This window comes from Kitasatospora sp. NPDC001159 (assembly GCF_053598235.1).
The window spans coordinates 1-17,232 of record NZ_JBSFJV010000080.1 but is presented as its reverse complement, the minus strand read 5'-3'; the positions used below and the strand labels follow the sequence as shown (position 1 = coordinate 17,232).

Annotated in this window: 15 protein-coding genes; 5 read left to right on the top strand and 10 right to left on the bottom strand. The window is 75.2% G+C overall.

The features are described from left to right. Nucleotides 1-43: 43 nt before the first annotated feature. Nucleotides 44-484 (top strand): universal stress protein, encoded by a 441-nt coding sequence (locus tag ACWC9T_RS30890; RefSeq protein ID WP_449824344.1) that lies wholly within the window; start codon nucleotides 44-46, stop codon nucleotides 482-484. Here ACWC9T_RS30890 and ACWC9T_RS30885 read toward each other — a convergent pair. Genes ACWC9T_RS30885 through ACWC9T_RS30845 form a run of 9 tightly spaced genes read right to left on the bottom strand, consistent with a single transcriptional unit; the run spans nucleotide 475 to nucleotide 8,102 of the window. Further along, on the bottom strand, nucleotides 475-1,098 hold the full coding sequence (locus ACWC9T_RS30885) for a V-type ATP synthase subunit D (RefSeq protein ID WP_449824343.1): 624 nt from the start codon (nucleotides 1,096-1,098) through the stop codon (nucleotides 475-477). The two genes, ACWC9T_RS30890 and ACWC9T_RS30885, sit on opposite strands and share 10 nt — an antisense overlap. Next, nucleotides 1,095-2,471 (bottom strand): V-type ATP synthase subunit B, encoded by a 1,377-nt coding sequence (locus tag ACWC9T_RS30880; RefSeq protein ID WP_449824342.1) that lies wholly within the window; start codon nucleotides 2,469-2,471, stop codon nucleotides 1,095-1,097. Before ACWC9T_RS30880 ends, ACWC9T_RS30885 begins: the two co-directional genes overlap by 4 nt. Further along, nucleotides 2,468-4,189, bottom strand: a complete 1,722-nt coding sequence (locus ACWC9T_RS30875) for a V-type ATP synthase subunit A (RefSeq protein ID WP_449824341.1) — start codon at nucleotides 4,187-4,189, stop codon at nucleotides 2,468-2,470. The genes ACWC9T_RS30880 and ACWC9T_RS30875 overlap by 4 nt, the downstream gene beginning before the upstream one ends. Next, nucleotides 4,182-4,724 carry a hypothetical protein gene (locus tag ACWC9T_RS30870; protein WP_449824340.1) on the bottom strand — a complete coding sequence of 181 codons (543 nt, stop codon included), beginning with the start codon at nucleotides 4,722-4,724 and terminating at the stop codon, nucleotides 4,182-4,184. The genes ACWC9T_RS30875 and ACWC9T_RS30870 overlap by 8 nt, the downstream gene beginning before the upstream one ends. Further along, nucleotides 4,721-4,930 carry a hypothetical protein gene (locus ACWC9T_RS30865; protein WP_449824339.1) on the bottom strand — a complete coding sequence of 70 codons (210 nt, stop codon included), beginning with the start codon at nucleotides 4,928-4,930 and terminating at the stop codon, nucleotides 4,721-4,723. Before ACWC9T_RS30865 ends, ACWC9T_RS30870 begins: the two co-directional genes overlap by 4 nt. An 11-nt stretch (nucleotides 4,931-4,941) precedes the next feature. Further along, entirely contained in the window at nucleotides 4,942-5,358 is a 417-nt protein-coding gene (locus ACWC9T_RS30860; RefSeq protein WP_449824338.1) for an ATP synthase subunit C, read from the bottom strand. Beyond that, complete coding sequence (locus ACWC9T_RS30855) at nucleotides 5,355-6,755, bottom strand: V-type ATPase 116kDa subunit family protein (protein ID WP_449824337.1); 1,401 nt, start codon at nucleotides 6,753-6,755, stop codon at nucleotides 5,355-5,357. The genes ACWC9T_RS30860 and ACWC9T_RS30855 overlap by 4 nt, the downstream gene beginning before the upstream one ends. Beyond that, on the bottom strand, nucleotides 6,742-7,665 hold the full coding sequence (locus ACWC9T_RS30850; RefSeq protein ID WP_449824336.1) for a V-type ATPase subunit: 924 nt from the start codon (nucleotides 7,663-7,665) through the stop codon (nucleotides 6,742-6,744). Before ACWC9T_RS30850 ends, ACWC9T_RS30855 begins: the two co-directional genes overlap by 14 nt. Continuing rightward, complete coding sequence (locus ACWC9T_RS30845; protein ID WP_449824335.1) at nucleotides 7,638-8,102, bottom strand: hypothetical protein; 465 nt, start codon at nucleotides 8,100-8,102, stop codon at nucleotides 7,638-7,640. The genes ACWC9T_RS30850 and ACWC9T_RS30845 overlap by 28 nt, the downstream gene beginning before the upstream one ends. Before the next feature lie 170 nt (nucleotides 8,103-8,272). Here ACWC9T_RS30845 and ACWC9T_RS30840 point away from each other — a divergent pair, with 170 nt between their 5' ends. From ACWC9T_RS30840 to ppsA, 4 genes are all read left to right on the top strand, one after another. After that, on the top strand, nucleotides 8,273-9,115 hold the full coding sequence (locus ACWC9T_RS30840; protein ID WP_449824334.1) for a CBS domain-containing protein: 843 nt from the start codon (nucleotides 8,273-8,275) through the stop codon (nucleotides 9,113-9,115). 17 nt (nucleotides 9,116-9,132) lie between these two features. Then, nucleotides 9,133-10,599, top strand: a complete 1,467-nt coding sequence (locus ACWC9T_RS30835) for an AAA family ATPase (RefSeq protein WP_449824333.1) — start codon at nucleotides 9,133-9,135, stop codon at nucleotides 10,597-10,599. A gap of 424 nt (nucleotides 10,600-11,023) precedes the next feature. Then, nucleotides 11,024-13,921, top strand: a complete 2,898-nt coding sequence (locus ACWC9T_RS30830) for a cation-translocating P-type ATPase (protein ID WP_449824332.1) — start codon at nucleotides 11,024-11,026, stop codon at nucleotides 13,919-13,921. A 354-nt stretch (nucleotides 13,922-14,275) separates the two neighbouring features. After that, nucleotides 14,276-16,636 (top strand): phosphoenolpyruvate synthase, encoded by a 2,361-nt coding sequence (gene ppsA, locus ACWC9T_RS30825; RefSeq protein ID WP_449824331.1) that lies wholly within the window; start codon nucleotides 14,276-14,278, stop codon nucleotides 16,634-16,636. Between the two features lie 134 nt (nucleotides 16,637-16,770). Here the strand turns inward: ppsA and ACWC9T_RS30820 are convergent. Beyond that, nucleotides 16,771-17,232 (bottom strand): hydrogenase maturation protease (locus ACWC9T_RS30820; protein WP_449824330.1); only part of this gene is annotated, 462 nt, incomplete at its 5' end.

The window sequence follows — 17,232 nt, the reverse complement described above, 5'->3', positions numbered from 1 at the left end:
TGCCCGTTCGCCTCGGTCCGTCAGGGCCGATCGGCCCCACCTCATGACCGACGACACGATCGTTGTGGGTGCGGACGCCCAGTCCAGGCGGGCCCTGCGCTGGGCAGTACGCCAGGCGGAGCTCGCCGGCGCCCGGGTGGAGGCGGTCATCGCCTGGGAGCCGCCGTTCTCCGGAACGGGCAGCGGCGTCGCGGTGGGCGACCCGCAGGCACTCCGGGACACCGCGCACGAGGTCCTGGCCGAGAGCATCGAGAAGGCCGCGGGACCGCAGCCAGCGGTGGCCATTACCGCCCGGGCCGAGGAGGGCACCCCCGTCCAGGTACTGCTCAAGGCGACCGGTGACGAGAACGTGACCCTCCTGGTGGTCGGCAGCCGCGGACTCGGGGGCTTCGCCGGGGCCCTCCTGGGCTCCGTCGGCCGGCACTGCGCCCGGCACGCCCCGTGCCCCGTGCCCGTGGTGATCGTGCGCGGGCGTTACGCCTGACCACGCGTCCGCTCCGCCGCCCAGCGGCGGCGGACCGCGTCCTCGTGCTCGGCCTGCTCCACCGCCTGCTCCACGGCGGCGAGTTCCGCGGTCAGCCGGGGGATCCAGTGCCGGCGCAGGGCCCGGACCCGACGGCCGGTCCGGGCCGACTCCTCCCCCACCAGCCGGGCCGCCGTCCGGTGCGCGGCGTAGGCGGCGGCCGCTCGGACCGCCTCGCGGTAGGCCGCCTCGGCGTGCACCAGTGCGGTGTTGCCCGGGGCGGGCTCGTGCCCGGCCCGAACGGCGTCGGTGCAGGACACGCCGGACGGATGGCGCACCCCCATGGAGACGGTCCACTCGACGACCACGTCCGCCCGATCGGCCACCGCCGCCGCGGCCAGCGCTCCCTCCCCGCTCACCAGCAGGCCGCGCAGGAGCCACGTCCCGGCCTCCGCCAGCCGCTCCCGCCACCGTGCCTCGGCCGCCTCCTCGTGCTCTCGCAGCTGCCGGTGCCGTTCCAGCAGCACCCGCAGCTTGCGGTCGAGCAGGTCGGCCCCGCGCAGGGCGACGTCCAGGCTGTGCCGCAGCCGCAACCGGGCCGCCCGGCCCTGCGGACTCTGCCGACGTGCGGTCATGACGCACCGTGCATGTCGAGCTGCTCGGGCGGCAGCATGGCGAGCTGGCTGCGCGGCAGGGTGAGCAGGACGTCCCAGGCGCGGTCCAGCGCGTCCGTCAGCGGCCGGTTCTCGTCCGGCTGCTGGGCGAGGAACCGGTCCGGGAAGACCTGGTCGAGGTCGAGATAGCGCAGGTCGGTCGGGCTCAGCGCCGACCGGCCGACCAGGTCGGCCAGTTCGCGCACCTTCCGGGCCCGCGCGAGCGCGGCCAGCAGTTGCGCGGCCACGTCGAGGTGGTCGGACCTGGTCCGACCCGGTCCCGCGCCCTTGCGCATCAGCCGGGAGAGCGAGGAGAGCGCGTCCACCGGCGGGTACACCCCTCGCGCGTGCGCCTCGCGGGAGAGCACGATCTGGCCCTCCGTGATGTAGCCGGTGAGGTCGGGCACCGGATGCGTGATGTCCCCGGCGGGCATGGTGAGCACCGGGAGGAGGGTGACCGAGCCGGGCCGGCCGCGGATCCGGCCGCAGCGCTCGTACAGGGAGGCCAGGTCGCTGTAGAGGTAGCCCGGATAGGCCCGCCGGGCGGGCACCTCTCCACGCGCGGCCGACACCTCACGGAGGGCCTCGGCGTACGCGGTCATGTCGGTCATCACCACCAGGACGTGCCGTCCGCCCTCGAAGGCGAGGTGCTCGGCCACGGTGAGGGCGATGCGCGGGGTGAGCAGTCGCTCGATCACCGGGTTGTCGGCGGTGTTGAGCAGCAGCGTCAGCTCCCCGGTGCCGGAGCGCTCGGCGAGCCCGTCGCGGACGAAGGCCGCGTCCGCGTGGGTGAGGCCCATGCCGGCGAACACCACGCTGAAGGACTCGCCGCCGCTGACGGCCTGGGCGGCCACCTGCACGGCGAGTTCGAGGTGGGGCAGTCCGGCGGCCGAGAACACCGGCAGTTTCTGCCCGCGCACCAGCGTGGTGAGCACGTCGATAGCCCCGACCCCGGTCAGTACCGGTTCGGCGGGCGGCTCGCGCCGGACGGGGTTGAGGGGGACGCCGCCGACCGCCGCCGACGCGGGGCCGAGGACCGGCGGACCGCCGTCGATCGGTTCCCCTCTGCCGTTGCACACCCGGCCGAGCCACGCGGGACCGACCGGGACGCGCAGCGGGCCGCCGGTGAACGCGGCCCGGGTGGCGGCCGGGTCCATGCCCGCGGTGTCCTCCAGGACCTGCACCACCGCGAGGTCACGGTCCACTTCCAGGACGAGGCCGTGGCGCCGCTCGCCCGATCCGAGAGTGATCTCGACGAACTCGTCCCACCCCACTCCGGCCACGCCGCCCACCACGAGGAGCGGCCCGCGCAGCTCCCGCACGTCCGTGAACTCGACCTCGCCGAAGTCCGTCACCGCGGCTCCCCGAGCGCGGTGAGCACCGCCGCGCAGCCGGCGGCCACGGCGTCGGTGTCCCGGGGCCCGGCTTCCTCGCGGGCGCGCAGCAGCGGGGTGAAGTCGGTCTCCTCGACCGTTTCGGCCGGTGTGCCGGCGTCGACCAGCTCCCGGCACCGCGCGACCGCCGCGAGTACGGCGTCCGCCAGTGCCGCCGTCTTCTCCGAGGAGCAGTACGCGTCGTGCGCCGACAGCGCGCTCTGCTGGAGCAGGCCTTCCCGGACCAGTCGCCCGGCGAGCACGCTGATCCGCTCGGGGCCCGGGAGCGCGGTGATGCCGACCAGGTCGACCAGGTCGGCCAGCCGGTCCGCCTCGGCGAGCAACGCGGTAACGCGTGTGCGGCGCTCGCCCCAGGCGGGGTCTCCCGCCCGCGTGTGCGCAGTGCCGAGGGCGGCAGCGTCGCGGGCGAACGAGCCGGACCACGACACGGCCGGATAGTGCCGGGCGTAGGCGAGTTCGCGGTCGAGCGTCCAGAGCCCGCGGACGAAGCGCTCGGTGTGGGCGGTGACGGGCTCGGTCAGGTCCCCGCCGGGCGGGGAGACGGCGCCGAGGACGGTGACCGACCCGCGGGCGCCGCCGAGAGTGCGCGCCGCGCCGGCCCGTTCGTAGAACGCCGCGAGTTCCGAGGCGAGGTCGGCGGGGTAGCCCTCCTCGGCTGGCAACTCGCCCATTCTGGAGGAGAACTCACGCAGCGCCTCGGCCCAGCGTGAGGTCGAGTCGGCGATCACGACGACGTCCAGGCCCATGTCGCGGAAGTACTCGGCGACGGTCGCCCCCGTGTGCACACTCGCCTCCCGGGCCATCATCGGCATGTTGGAGGTGTTGGCGACCACCACCGTCCGGTCGGCCAGTCTGCCGCCGGTCCTCGGGTCGTCGAGTTCCGCGAACTCCGCTATCACGTCGGCCAGTTCGTTGCCCCGCTCACCGCAGCCCACGTACACGATGACGTCGGCGTCGCACCACTTGGCGATCTGCTGCAGCAGGACGGTCTTCCCGGTGCCGAAGCCGCCGGGCACCGCGACCGTCCCGCCCCGGGCGACCGGAAAGAGCAGGTCGATCACCCGCTGGCCGGTGTGCAGCGGCTCCGCGGCGTCCAGCCGCTCCCTGACGGGCCGAGGCCGGCGGATCGGCCACTCGGCACCGACCCGGACCGGCGTGCCGCCCACCACGGCGAGCACCTCGTCCGCCCCGCACGGCCCCTCCGGGGCGAGCCGCTCCACCGGCCCGGACACGTCCGGCGGCACCAGGACCCGCAGCGGCAGCGAGCCCCCGGCCCACTCCCCCAGGACGCCGCCCGGCACGGCCTCGTCCCCCGGAGCCGCGATGGGGACGAAGCGCCAGGTACGCCCGTTGACCTCGGTGCCGCTGCCCGGAAGCAGCCAGTCGCCGGCTCCGGTGAGCGGGCGCAGCAGGCCGTCGAAGACGCCGCCGAGCAGCCAGGGGCCGAGCCGCACCCGCAGCGGTCGGCCCGTCGGGCGGGCCGGGTGTCCCGGGGCCAGCCCGCCGGTGTACTCGTACGCCTGCACGCTCGCCACGTCCCCGGTGATGGCCACGACCTCGCCCGGCAGGTCCTCCGGGCCGAGCAGCACCACGTCGTGCATGGCGACGCCGCCGTCGCAGGCCACCTCGACCAGCGGACCGGCGACCCGCAGGATCCTCGACGAGCCCGGGTCAGCCATCCGGTCTCCCGTCGCCGTCGTCAGGCTGCCAGAGCGTCCCTGCTTCCGGGCCGAGCCGGTCGAGCGCGCGGCGTACGAGCGCGGGCGTTCCGAGGTCCACCAGGCGGCCGGGGGCAGTGGCGAGCAGTCCACCGTCGGGGTGGGCTGTGATCCGGGCGTCCGGTCCGAGCAGGTCCCGGGCCCGCCGGGCCAGCGACTCCGCCGCACCGGGCTCGCTCTCGTACCGCTCCCGGACGCGCTCGGCCACCCGGCGGCACAGCTCGGTGTAGGCCTCGCCCTGGGCCGCCAGCTCTCGCACCCGGGCCGCGCGGGCGGCCCGGGCGGTCTCTGCCGCGGCGACGGCCTCACCCTCTTCCGTCCCCGCCTGGACGGCCCGGCACAGCACGGCCGCCGCCTCGGCGCGGGCGGCGGCGAGGGTGCGCTCGGCGTCGCGACGGGCCTCGGCGAGCGCCTGTGCGGCGTCGGCCCGCGCGGCGCGCAGCAGTGCGGCCCGGACGGGTGCCAGCGCGTCGGTGCCGCCGACCGGTCCGGTCACGGCAGCACCGCCGTCAGGGGCTCGGTCACGTCAAGCCTTGCCGGGCCGAGCGCCCGCGCCGCCGCCCGGCCGACCAAGACCAACGTCGTCCCCTCGGGCAGGGCCTCCCAGGCGGCCACGGCCTCCTCCGGCCGCTCGGCGACGAGCACGGTGACGCCGGCCAGGACCAGCCCGGCCACCTCGGTCCGCGCCCCGATGGCGACCACGCCGCCCACCGTCAGGCCTTCCCGATCAGCAGGACGGCCACCACCAGCCCGTACACCGCGATGCCCTCGGCCAGGCCCACGATCGCCATCACCCGGCCGAAGAGTTCGGGCCGTTCGCTCAGCGCGGCGATGGCCGCGGCACCGGTGTACGCGACGGCGATCGCCGCACCGACCGAGGCCCCGGCCACCGCGATGCTCGCCCCGATCAGTGCCGCCGAGCCCGATCCGGAGTTCACTGCGGCGGCCGGCCCGACCGCGCCGGCAGGGTCGGCGAGCACGGTCACCAGCAGGGCGAGCGCGCCGGCCAGGACAGCAGCGTTGACGCCGAGCAGCCAGCGCAGGGCCGCCCTCCCGCGCCGACGGGCCAGCAGCCGGGCCGCACCCAGCACGGCGGCGAGGACGGGCAGCGCGATCAGCCAGGCGATCACCGGGGCACCTCCGTACGCAGGACGGGCACGTGCCAGGGGCGGAAGGGCCGCCCCAGGCTCTGGAACACGCGGGAGAACAGCTCGTAGTACTCCAGCCGCAGCGCCTGGATCCCGGCCACCAGCGCCTCCAGTGCGAAGGTGACAGCGGTGCCGACGGCGAAGAGCAGCGCGGCCGCTGGCAGGCCCCAGGAGCCGTGTCCCGCCAGCGCGGCGGTGCCGCGCCACACCACCTGTCCGAGCGCCGCGTGGGTGAGTCCGAAGGCGGCCAGGCGGGAGAAGGAGACCGTGTTCGCGAAGAGCCGCAGGACGGCGTCGAAGAGCTCGACGGCCGTCTGCAGCACGCCGCCCGCCCCGCCCGCGCTCGCGCCGAACAGGCCCGCACCGGCCAGCCCGAGCCCGGCCAGGAGGAGCGCCGCCCCTCCGGCCGCGAGTCCGGGCGACCGCAGGTACGCGCTGCCGCCGACGGCCCCCAGACCAAGGAAGAGCGCCAGGCCCGCCACCCCGGACGTCGCGTACAGCGCTCTCGCCGGACCGCCCTCGCGCCACCGGTTCACCCCGCCAGCCACGTGGGCAAGGGCGAGCAGCACCCCACCCAGACCCACGACCGCCGCCAGGAGCCGTCCCGGCTGGTCCAGCGGCGACAGCCACAGCACCGGCAGCACCCCGGTCGGCCCGAAGAACTCCCCGAACGCCACGCCTGCCAGCGCGCCGCAGAGTCCGGCCCCGGCCAGGAACGGCCACACGGGGCGCAGCCGCGCCAGCCGCCGGGGCCGTCCGCTCCACAGCACCAGCGCGGCCAGCAGCAGCAACGCCCCGTGGCCGACGTCGCCGAACATGAGGCCGAACATCACGACGTACGCGACCCCGGCCGGCCAGGTCGGGTCGAGGTCCTGGTACGGCGCCGTGCCGTAGGTGCGCACGAGCGGCGAGAACGCGCGGCGGAGCGGTCCTCCGTCGCACAACAGGGTGGGCGGATCGACACCGCGCGGTGCGCGCAGGGCCACCAGGCCGCCACCGGTGGCGGCCAGCGCCTCCGCGAGCTCGGCGACCCGGTCCGCCGGGCACCATCCGGCGAGCGCGGCCACCTCGCCCCGGTGGACGGCACTCGCCGCCCGCTCCTCCATCTGACCCTCGCCTTCGAGGAGGTCCAGCCGCGCCTCCCGTTCCAGCCGGTCGAGATCCGGCGGGGTACCGGACAAGGCCGCCGGCTGCCGCGGCGCGACGGGAAGCCGGCGGAGCCGCCGGCCCGCCGGGCCCGGGGCGGCGTCCTCGATCCGGTCGACCTCGACGCAGCCCGCGTCGGCGACCAGCAGGAGGGTCTCGCGCAGTGCGGCGCTCGGGGCGACGATCGCCACCCGCTGCATGCGCACCGGAGTCATCGCCTCAGCCCAGCGCATCCGCCACCTCCGGGGTCGCGCCGCCGTGCGCGGCCAGTTCCAGTGCGGCGCGCACCCGCCAGGCGTCCGCGGACAGGATCGCGACGGCCCCCACCACCGGCGGAAGGGCGTACTGCGCGCCGCGTAGGAGGTCACGGCCCTCCCGGTCGATGACCGTCCACCACCGGGTCTCGGCCCGCCACAGGTCGCCGGGGGTCTCGATTCCGTCCAGCGCCCACCGCGCGTCCGCGGGCAGCGCGCGGCGGAACTCCTCGAACGACGCGGTGGCCACGGCCCCGGGCCCGAGCAGGCGCGCCGCCTGCCGGCCGGCGTTCCCGGGGAGCGGGCGGCCGACGACGAACAGCGTGCGCGCCGTCAACAGGGCGGCCCGGCCCTGGGCCCAGCGACGGGCCGGCGGCACGGTGTCCGCGACCCGGTGGGCGGTCGACAGGCGCAGGGCCACCGCCATCGTCGCCGGATCCACGTCCCCGGGGTCGTCCCACGCCGATGCCGCCAGGGCCGCGCGCAGCTCCTCCGGTGTGCGCGCGTGGGCGGCCCGGCGCCAGGCGGTGGCCAGCGCGCCGAGCGCGTACGGCTGGCGCGGGGCCGCGCCGAGGAAGGAGCGCAGCAGGTCCTCGATGTTGGCGGTCTCGAAGCCGGCGGCGAGGGTCCGCATGGCCTGCGCCCCGCTGCGGGGCAGCCAGCCAGCGAGGACCCTCAAATGCCACAGCAGGGTCGCGGAGACCGCCCGCTGTGCCTCGGCCAGGTCCGGGTCCGGCGGAAGGAAGCGCCGGTACGGCGTCGCCGCCAGCCGTCGTACGGCCTCGGTGAGCGTGCCCGCTGCCGCGAGTTCCCCGGCGCCGCGGTGGCCGAGGCAGCGGGACTGCAGCCCCCGGGCCCTGGTCACTCCGGCGACCCAGCCCGCTGCCACCGGTGTCTCCCGGGGTCGTCGGCCGGTTCCAGCGCCAGTGCCGCCGCCCGGTCGGCCAGCGCGGGCATCCGCTCGCGGGCCCGGCTGCGGATCCGGGCCGCGGCCCGCTCCGCCCCGGCGGCCAGCTCGGCCGCCTGGGCCGCCGCCGCGTGCCCGGCCGCGGCGGCGGCATCGGCGCGGACCTGCGGCGCCCGGGCGTGGGCGAGTTCGAGGATCCGGGCCGCGTTCCGGGCGGCCTCCTGCCGGATGCGTTCGGCCTCCGCCGCCGCCTCCGCCCGGATGGCCGCCGCCTCGGCCTGGGCCTGCGCCAGCCCGTCGAGCGGCTGCTCCAGCTCCGCGGCGAGTTCGGCGGCCCGGTCGGCGGGCACGCCGGCCGTGGGTGCCCCGGGCGTGCCGGCCGGGCGGAACCGCGCGAGGAAGTCCCGGAACCGCACCATGCGAGCCCTCCAGCCGATCCGACTTCCCTTCCTCCAGCATCCGGCCGGTGCGCCGGGCTGTCGCCCCGGATTGGGCCGTCCGTCGGCAGCTTGGGGCCGACCGGCACAAGCGGCGACGGAGCACCGGGCCAAGACTCGAAGGTGGGGAGCACCACAGGGAGGCCCACACCATGAGCGAGCACGAGCACTTCTCCGCCGGGACGGAATCCCGCCGATCCGTTCCCGGCAAGGCCTGGAGCCCCGAGGAGCCGCAGCGGCAGGACATGCTGCTGCGCTACCTGGGCGCCGTCGCGGGCATCTCCGCCGCCCGGGCCAGGGAACCGGAACCGGCCCTGCCGGAGGCCACCGCCGTGCCGGACGTGCCCGGCCCCGCGCCGGTCCTGCGGGTGCGCGATGTCATGGACGTGCCGGCGGTCGCAGTGTCGGGCGACCTGCCGTTCACGGAGCTGGCCCGGATGCTGGCCCGCGAGCACGTGGGCGCGGTGCCGGTGGTCGACGCGAAGGACCGCGTCATCGGCGTGGTCTCGGAGTCCGATCTGCTGGCGAAGGCTGCCGTCGAGGCGATGGAGCATCCGTCCGGCCCGATCGACCGGCTGCGTGATCGCGGCTTGCAACAGAAGGCCCAGGGCGAGACGGCCGCCACCCTGATGACGGCACCCGCCACCACCGTCCGGCCCGGCACGACCGTCGCCGAGGCCGCCCTGACCGCCGCGCGCGGACGGCTCAAGCGGATGCCGGTCGCCGACTGGCAGGGGCGGCTCGTGGGTGTCGTGCGGCGGGCCGCGCTGCTGAGCGCCCTCGTCCGGAACGACGAGCACATCCGCGAGGAGATCACGTCCCGGATCCTCACCCGCGAGTTCCACCTTCCGCAGGGTGCGGTCGAGGTGACGGTCCGCAACGGTGTCGTCGACCTGGCCGGCCGGCTGGACCGGGAGAGCATTCCCCGGCTCCTGGCGGAGGTCCGGGACATGGACGACGTCACCGACGTGCTCGACCACCTCAGCGCGGCCTGAGTCGCGGGACGGCCCCCGTGCGATCCGCTGCCGTCACCGCAGTGCCCCGGCCCGCGACGCTGTTCGACCGCGTGGCCGAGTGGGAGACCCTCGCCGCCTTCGTCACCGACCCACGGCCCGGTCCGGCCGTCGGCATCGTGACCGGGCCCCGCCGCCAGGGCAAATCGTTCATCCTGCACGAACTGGCCCGGGCCACGGGCGGCTTCTGCTTCGGGGCTCAGGAGGCCACGGCGGCCGAATCCCTGCGCCACCTCGGCGACCAGCTGGCCCGCCACCTTGGCGCCCCGCGCCCGGAGTGCTGGGACACGTGGGCGCAGGCGCTCGAATCGCTCACCGCGCTCGGGGCCGTGCGGCCGACCACGGTCGTCCTCGACGGGTTCCCCGAACTCGTCCGGCAGAGTCCCACCCTGCCGGCCGAGCTCCACGCGGAGATCCGGCGGCTGGGCCGCGCGGACCGGCCCAACCGGGTGCGGCTGCTGCTCTGCGGCAGCGCGATGCCCGTGATGCACCGGCTCTTCGACGCCGCGACGACGCCCGCCGACCTCCAACTGGAGATCCGGCCACCAGACTTCCGCCAAGGGGCCCTGATGTGGAGCGCCCCCGACCCGCTGCTCGCACTGCGGGTGCACGCGGTCGTGGGCTCGAGTCCGGCGTTCTGCTACGCCCCCGGAGGCCAGGACACCCCCGCAGGCCCGGACGACTTCGACGACTGGGTGTGTCGGACCGTCCTCAACCCCCGGCTGCCGCTGTTCTGGAAGGCCGGGCACCTCATCGAGCAGGAACCCGACGGCTGGGACCGCGCCCTCTGCCACTCCGTGCTCGCCGCGCTCGCGGCTGGCTGTTCCACCCCGGGCGCGATCGGCCGCTGGCTGCGCGGTCCGGAGACCCACGTGCCGCACATGCTCGCCATGCTCAGGGACCGCGGTCTCGTCGCGGCCGTCCCGGACGCCTTCCGGCCCGGGCTGACGCACTACCAGATCACGGAACCACTGCTCGCCTTCGACCACACCGTCATCCGGCCGCACCGGGCCGCTTTCGAGCGCCAGGACCCCGCAGAGGTCTGGCGCTCGGCCCGCGTGGCCTTCGAACCCCCACTGCTGGAGCGGCACTTCGGCGAGTTGTGCCGGGAGTGGGCCGCCTGCTTCGCTGCGGCGAGCACCTTCGGCGCGAGGGCGCTGGTCACCGCCGCTCCCGGCTCCCTACCGGGGGTGCAGGACGCGGAGGTCGTGGTCCGCGACGAGGCCCGCGGCCGACCCGGTGCCCTGCTGTCGGTCGGGCTGGTCCGCTGGAACGAGGTCATGGACCTGGGCCACCTCCATGAACTCCAGCAGATCGTGGCGGCACTGGAGGCACACGGCGAGGACGTGAGCCGAGCCCGGCCCGCCTGCTACGGCGCGGCCGGCTTCGGCCCCGGGCTCCGCGCGGCGGAGAACCGAGGTGAGCTGATCCTCGTCGGTCCCGGTCGGCTCTACCACGAGGCCTGACCCGGCGGACGCTCGGGCGACCCGGCCTGACGGGTCTTTATTGCGGACTGACAACGCGCTGCAATGTCGTGGTGAACGAGAAGATCAAGCACCGCGGGCAGGATGTGTCGGGCCCGTTGCCCACTCTCGTCGCCGCACCGGCGAGCGGGCAGGGCCGCCGGCGCCGTCCGCCGATCCGTCCGGGGGCCACTTGTGGGGTGCGGACCGGCCCCGGCCAAGGGGGCCGGTCGGCCCTGCTACCCGGTCGGGGCCCCTTCCTACGGTGGTGGTGAGGCAGGTCGCACCACCCGATGGAGGACGTGATGACACCCGCCGGTGAACGCCTGGCAGCGGCGCTCGGGGCTGACGCCCTCGGGTCCGTCCCGACGCACGACCGGGGCTGATCGTGACCGGCCACGGCCCAGCCGCCCTCCGACCGGCCCCGTTGGGGACCGGAGAGGAATCCCCCGATCCGCGCGAGCCCATCAGCCTCATCTTCCGCGATCTCAGGACCTCCCCCGACGGCCTCACCGAGCGCGAGGCCGCCCGACGGCAGACCGTGTACGGGCCCAACGCGCTCGCGCGTCGGGAGGGCCACCGCTGGCCGCACGAGCTGGCCCGCCAGTTCACCCATCCCCTGGCGTTGTTGCTGGCCTTCGCCGCCGTGTTGGCGGCCGTCAGCGGCGCTCCCAACCTGGCGGGCGCGATCGCGGGGGTGATCGCCCTGAACGCCCTGCTCGCCTTCGCGCAGGAGCGGCAGGCCGAGCGCGCCGTGGAGGCCTTGGCCGGCTTCCTGCCCGAGGAGGCGACGGTGATCCGGGGCGGCCTCCGCCGAGCGGTGCCGGCGACCGAGCTGGTGCCTGGCGATGTCCTGGTGGTGGAGGAGGGTGATCGGGTCTCGGCCGACGCCCGGCTGCTGTCGGGCGGGGTGGAGGTCGATCTCTCGGCCCTGACCGGCGAGTCCGCGCCGGTGTTCCGTTCCGCCGAGTTGACCGACGGTTCCGGTCCGCTCTTGGACGCCCGCGACCTGCTGTTCTCCGGCTCCGCGTGCACCGGTGGGCAGGCCCGGGCGGTGGTGACGGCGACGGGCATGCACACCGAGCTCGGCCGGATCGCCGCGCTCAGCCAGCGCACCCGGCGCGAGGAGAGCCCGCTGGAGCACCAGGTCAAGCGAGTTGCCCGGCTGATCGCCGTGATCGCCGTCGGGGTGGGGCTGGCGTTCCTGCCGATGGGCCTCGCGGCGGGACTCTCGCTGACCGCCGCGGTGGCCTTCGCCATCGGTCTGCTCGTCGCCAACGTGCCCGAGGGCCTGCTGCCGACGATCACCCTCGCGCTCGCCTCCGGGGTGCGCGACCTCGCCCGGCGCGGCGCGGTGGTCAAGCGGCTGTCCGCTGTGGAGACCCTCGGCTCCACCACGGTGATCTGCACCGACAAGACCGGCACGCTGACCGAGAACCGGATGCGGGTCACGGAGGTGTGGACTCCCGGCACCAGGGCGAACGGAACCGGAATGGACGGGGCCGCCGAGTCGGATGAGGAGACCCTGCTGCTCGCCGACATCGCCGCCACCTGCACCACCGCCGATCCGGCTGCGGGGCACGGCGACCCCACCGAACTCGCCCTCCTCGACCTGGCCGCCCGCCTCGGTACCGAGCGCACGCCCGCGCGCCGGGACGGCGAGCGCCGGGCGTTGTTCCGCTTCGACCCGCACGTCAAGCTGATGACCACCGCCGACGCCCGCGAGGGCGTGGTCGTCCTGCACACCAAGGGCGCCCCGGAGGAGGTGCTCACCCACGCGACCCACCTGCTCGACCACGGCACCGCACGGCCGCTCATCCCGTCCGACCGGACCGAGGTGGTCCACGCCGTCGGCCGACTGGCAGCGCGCGGACTGCGCGTCCTCGCCGTGGCGCGCCGACCGCTCCCACCTGGTCAACCGCCTCCGGCCCGCCGCGAGGAGGCCGAGCACGACCTCTGCCTCGTCGGACTGGTCGCCATGGCCGACCCGCCCAGGCCCGAGGTGGCGCAGGCCATCCGGCAGGCCCACCGGGCCGGTATCACCGTGCACGTCGTCACCGGCGACAACGGACTGACCGCAGCCGCCGTCGCCGAGCAGGCCGGCATCGGCCACCGCGGCATGCGTATCGTCACCGGCACCGAGCTCGACGCGATGGGCGACGACCGCCTGGACGCCCTGCTGGCCCGTGGCGAGGAGGTGATCTTCGCCCGCACCTCGCCCGAGGCCAAGCTGCGGATCGCCGACGCGCTGCGGGCCGAGGGCCACACCGTCGCCATGACCGGGGACGGGGTCAACGACGCGCCCGCACTGCGACGTGCGGACATCGGCGTCGCCATGGGCCGCTCCGGCACCGAGGTCGCGCGGGAAGCCGCCACCATGGTGCTCACCGACGACAACTTCGCGACCATCGTGGCGGCCGTCGAGGAGGGGCGGCGCACCTACGACAACATCCGCAAGTTCATCGTCTACATCTTCACCCACGCCGTGCCGGAGGTCGTCCCCTTCCTGGCCTTCGCGCTCGCCGGCGGTGCCGTACCGCTCCCGTTGACGGTCATGCAGATCCTCGCCATCGACCTCGGCACCGACACCCTCCCGGCCCTCGCCCTCGGCCGCGAGCGCGCCGAGCCGGGGCTGATGGACCGCCCGCCCCGGCCACGCTCGGAGCGGGTGATCCGGCCGGCCATGCTCGCCCGGGCCTGGGGTTTCCTCGGCCTGATCTCCGCCGCGCTGGTCATGGGCGGCTACTTCCTCACTCTCGGCCTGGCCGGCTGGCACCCCGGCGACCCGACCAGCCCGGGCGCCGCGCTGCACGTGCCGTACCAGGAGGCCACCACGGTCGCCTGGCTGGGCATCGTCGCCTGCCAGATAGGCACCGCCTTCGCCGCCCGGACCGACCGGGCCCCGCTGCGCGCGATCGGCGTGTTCAGCAACCCGCAACTGCTCGGCGGCATCGGCTTCTCACTCGCGTTCGCCGCCGCAGTCGTCTACCTGCCCGCGCTGCACGGGGTGTTCGGCACGGCGGCCCTCTCCCCCACCCAACTGCTCATCGTGGCGCCGTTCCCGTTCCTGGTCTGGGGCGCGGACGAACTGCGGCGGGCGGTCGTCCGCCGCCGCACAGCCGCGCCGACGCCCGCTGCGCCGCCCTTGCCGGTGCCGGCCGCCGCCGAGCAGGCCCCTCACCACCCGCTCCCCGTTCTGCTCGCCCGGCACGGCTGGAGCGCCCACCGACTCACCCACGTTCTCGGCGTCGGCGAGCACGCGGCTACCGAGATCGTCGCGCACGCCCACCGGATCGCCGCCCAGCACGGACACCGGGCGGGGTGACCTCCTGCTCCGGCGCCGGCTCCGCTGTCCGGCGCCTGGTGGCCGCCCTCGTCCGGACTTCCGCAACCTCCTTCCGATAGCGTGGTGATCGCGCGCGGCGCCGCCGCCTACGGCGCGCGCAGGGTACTCGCCCGCACCTGAACGTCCGGCGAGCGGCGGAGCCGGTCCGGTTCCGTTCCGTCCCTGCTCGGCCGACCCGGCCAGCTGGGTCGAACGGCCCTGGAGGAACGACCGACCGGACCGGTTCCCGGGGGCCTGCGGCACTGCCCCGCAACGCCGCGCCGGAGCACAGTGGGCAGCGACGGAGCCCCCGGCGCGTCCGGCGCCGCCGGGCCACAGCGTCTGGAGGACGCCATGCGCCGTGTCATCCGCTTCCGCGACCTCGGCCGGGAGGACGTCGCCCTGGTCGGCGGCAAGAACGCCTCGCTGGGTGAGCTGATCAACGGCCTGGGCCTCGCCGGGGTCCGGGTGCCCGACGGCTTCGCCACCACGGCCGACGCGTACCGCGAGCTGCTCGACACCGGGGGCCTCCGCGAACTGATCGCCGAGCAGGTCGACCGGCTGCACGACGGCGCCCCGCTGGCCGAGGTCGGCGCCGCGATCCGGTCCGCCGTCCTGGCCACTCCCCTGCCGCCCGCGCTCAAACGCGACGTCGTGGAGGCGTACGGTCAACTCGCCCGCGAGGCCGGTCGGGAGAATCCCGATGTCGCCGTGCGTAGCAGCGCCACGGCCGAGGACCTGCCCGAGGCGAGCTTCGCGGGCCAGCAGGAGACCTTTCTCAACGTCCGGGGCACCGATGCCATGCTGGACGCCTGCCGCCGCTGCTTCGCCTCGCTGTTCACCGACCGGGCGATCGACTACCGGGAGCGAATGGGCTTCGACCACCTCGCCCTGGCCCTGTCGGTCGGCGTCCAGCTCATGGTGCGCTCCGATCTCGCGGGCGCGGGAGTGGCGTTCACCCTCGACACCGACACCGGCTTCCCGAGGGTGGTGGTCATCAGCGCCGCGTGGGGGCTGGGCGAGACGGTGGTCAGCGGCCAGGTGGACCCTGACGAGTACACCGTGTTCAAGCCCATGCTCAAGGACCACCGGCTCGACCCGGTGGTCCACGTCCGGCTCGGCGCCAAGCGCCGCAAGGCCGTGTACGCCGAGAACGGCTCGACGACGACCGTCGACACCGACTCCCGCGAACGGATGCGCCCGGTGCTCGGCCAGGGCGACATCCGCACGCTCGCCGAGTGGGCGGTGGCGGTGGAGGAGCACTACGGCTGCCCGATGGACCTGGAGTGGGCCAAGGACGGGATCAGCGGGCAGCTGTTCCTCGTCCAGGCCCGGCCGGAGACCGTGCAGTCCCGCCGCCGAGGCGAGGTGCTGCGCCGGTTCCGGCTGACCGGCACGGGCGACCGCCTGGTGGACGGCATCGCCGTCGGCGAGGCGATCGGGGCCGGGCCGGTGTGCTCGCTGGCCGAGCCGGCCGGGCTGGAACGCTTCCCGCAGGGCGCGGTCCTGGTCACGGCGATCACCGACCCGGATTGGGAGCCGCTGATGAAGCGCGCCTCCGCCATCGTGACCGACCACGGCGGGCGCACCTCGCACGCCGCGATCGTCAGCCGCGAGCTGGGAGTGCCGGCGGTGGTCGGCACCGGGTCGGCCACCGCCGTGCTGACGGACGGGCAGGAGGTGACGGTCTCCTGTGCCGAGGGCGCGGACGGCCACGTCTACGCGGGCCGGGTCGACTACGAGGCGACCGAGACCGACCTCGGCTCGCTGCCCGTCACCCGGACGAAGGTGATGCTCAACCTGGCCGACCCCGGCGCCGCGTTCCGCTGGTGGCGTCTGCCGGCGGACGGCGTGGGCCTGGCCCGTACCGAGTTCGTGGTCGCCCACCAGGTGCGCGTCCACCCGATGGCGCTGGTCCACCCCGAGAGGTTGTCGGCCGAGGACCGGCGGCTCGTCGACGAGCTGACCTACGACTACCCGGACCAGAGCGACTACTTCGTCGACCGACTCGCCCACGGCGTGGCCCGGATCGCCGCCTCCCGCTGGCCGGACCCGGTGGTCGTGCGCACCAGCGACTTCAAGACCAACGAGTACGCTCGGCTGGTCGGCGGCACACCCTTCGAGCCCACCGAGGCCAACCCGATGATCGGCTGGCGCGGCGCGAGCCGCTACTACGACCCCGGCTACCGCGAGGGCTTCGCCCTGGAGTGCCGGGCGCTGCGCCGGGCCCGGGACGAACTCGGGCTCACCAACGTCGTCGTGATGATCCCGTTCTGCCGCACCCCGCACGAGGCCGACCAGGTCCTCGCGGTGATGGCCGACAACGGGCTCACCCGGGGCGCGAACGGCCTGCACGTGTACGTCATGGCGGAGATCCCCGCCAACATCCTGCTCGCCGAGCAGTTCGCCGAACGCTTCGACGGCTTCTCGATCGGCAGCAACGACCTCACCCAGCTCACCCTCGGCGTCGACCGTGACTCCGCCCTGCTCGCCCACCTCTTCGACGAGCGGAACCCGGCCGTCACCCGCAGCATCGAGAGCCTGATCGCCACCGCCCACGCGGCCGGCCGCCACGTCGGCCTCTGCGGCCAACGGCCGAGCAACGACCCGGAGTTCACCCGCTTCCTGGTGCAGGCCGGAATCGACTCGATCTCCGTCACCCCGGACAGCTTCGCCGCCGTCAAGCGCGCCGTGGCGGTCGCCGAGCGCGCATGACCGAGCGACTCAGTTGGCCCTTCCGGCGGCGTCGTGATGAGCGAGGCCTCCTCGGCGGTCACCGGGACGAACGGTTCCAGGACGGTGATGTGGAAACGCTTCAGGCACAGGTAGCGCTCGCCGGTGTCGGTGAGTCATGGCCCCGATGCCTCCGTCTGGTGTTCCTCCACCGCCCGGCGGACCTCGGCGACGGCACGCGGCACCGCGTCGGCGACGGCCGGGCTCAGGCCCTCGCCGATCGAGAATTCCGCGCCCTCCACCGCGACGACCAGCAGCTCGCGCGGCAGCTTCCCCAGGGCGGCCGCCAGCGCGACACCGTGGCCGAGGCCCAGTCCGTGGGTGCCGACCGCCGCCGCCTCGTCGGCGAGGGGGTCGGCGAGCAGGTGGTCGGCGTCCACGGTGACCCGGTGGATCCGGCCCGGCTCGCCCGGGTGGCCGTGCACCGCGTCGACCACGACGGCGAGATCGGCCCCCTCCCACAGCTCCATCAGCCGGGTGGGTTCGCCGTCGCACAGAGTGAGCCGGTCGACGGGAAGATCCTCGGCCGCGAGCTCCGCCAGGACGGATACGGCGGCGCCGTCGTCGTGACGGTACTC

What these genes read in the sequence shown, in the direction of transcription:
- ACWC9T_RS30890 (WP_449824344.1), top strand. Translation starts at nt 44, where the DNA reads ATGACCGACGACACGATCGTTGTGGGTGCGGACGCCCAGTCCAGGCGG.
- ACWC9T_RS30885 (WP_449824343.1), bottom strand. Translation starts at nt 1,098, where the DNA reads ATGACCGCACGTCGGCAGAGTCCGCAGGGCCGGGCGGCCCGGTTGCGG.
- ACWC9T_RS30840 (WP_449824334.1), top strand. Translation starts at nt 8,273, where the DNA reads ATGAGCGAGCACGAGCACTTCTCCGCCGGGACGGAATCCCGCCGATCC.
- ACWC9T_RS30875 (WP_449824341.1), bottom strand. Translation starts at nt 4,189, where the DNA reads ATGGCTGACCCGGGCTCGTCGAGGATCCTGCGGGTCGCCGGTCCGCTG.
- ACWC9T_RS30845 (WP_449824335.1), bottom strand. Translation starts at nt 8,102, where the DNA reads ATGGTGCGGTTCCGGGACTTCCTCGCGCGGTTCCGCCCGGCCGGCACG.
- ACWC9T_RS30855 (WP_449824337.1), bottom strand. Translation starts at nt 6,755, where the DNA reads ATGCGCTGGGCTGAGGCGATGACTCCGGTGCGCATGCAGCGGGTGGCG.
- ppsA (WP_449824331.1), top strand. Translation starts at nt 14,276, where the DNA reads ATGCGCCGTGTCATCCGCTTCCGCGACCTCGGCCGGGAGGACGTCGCC.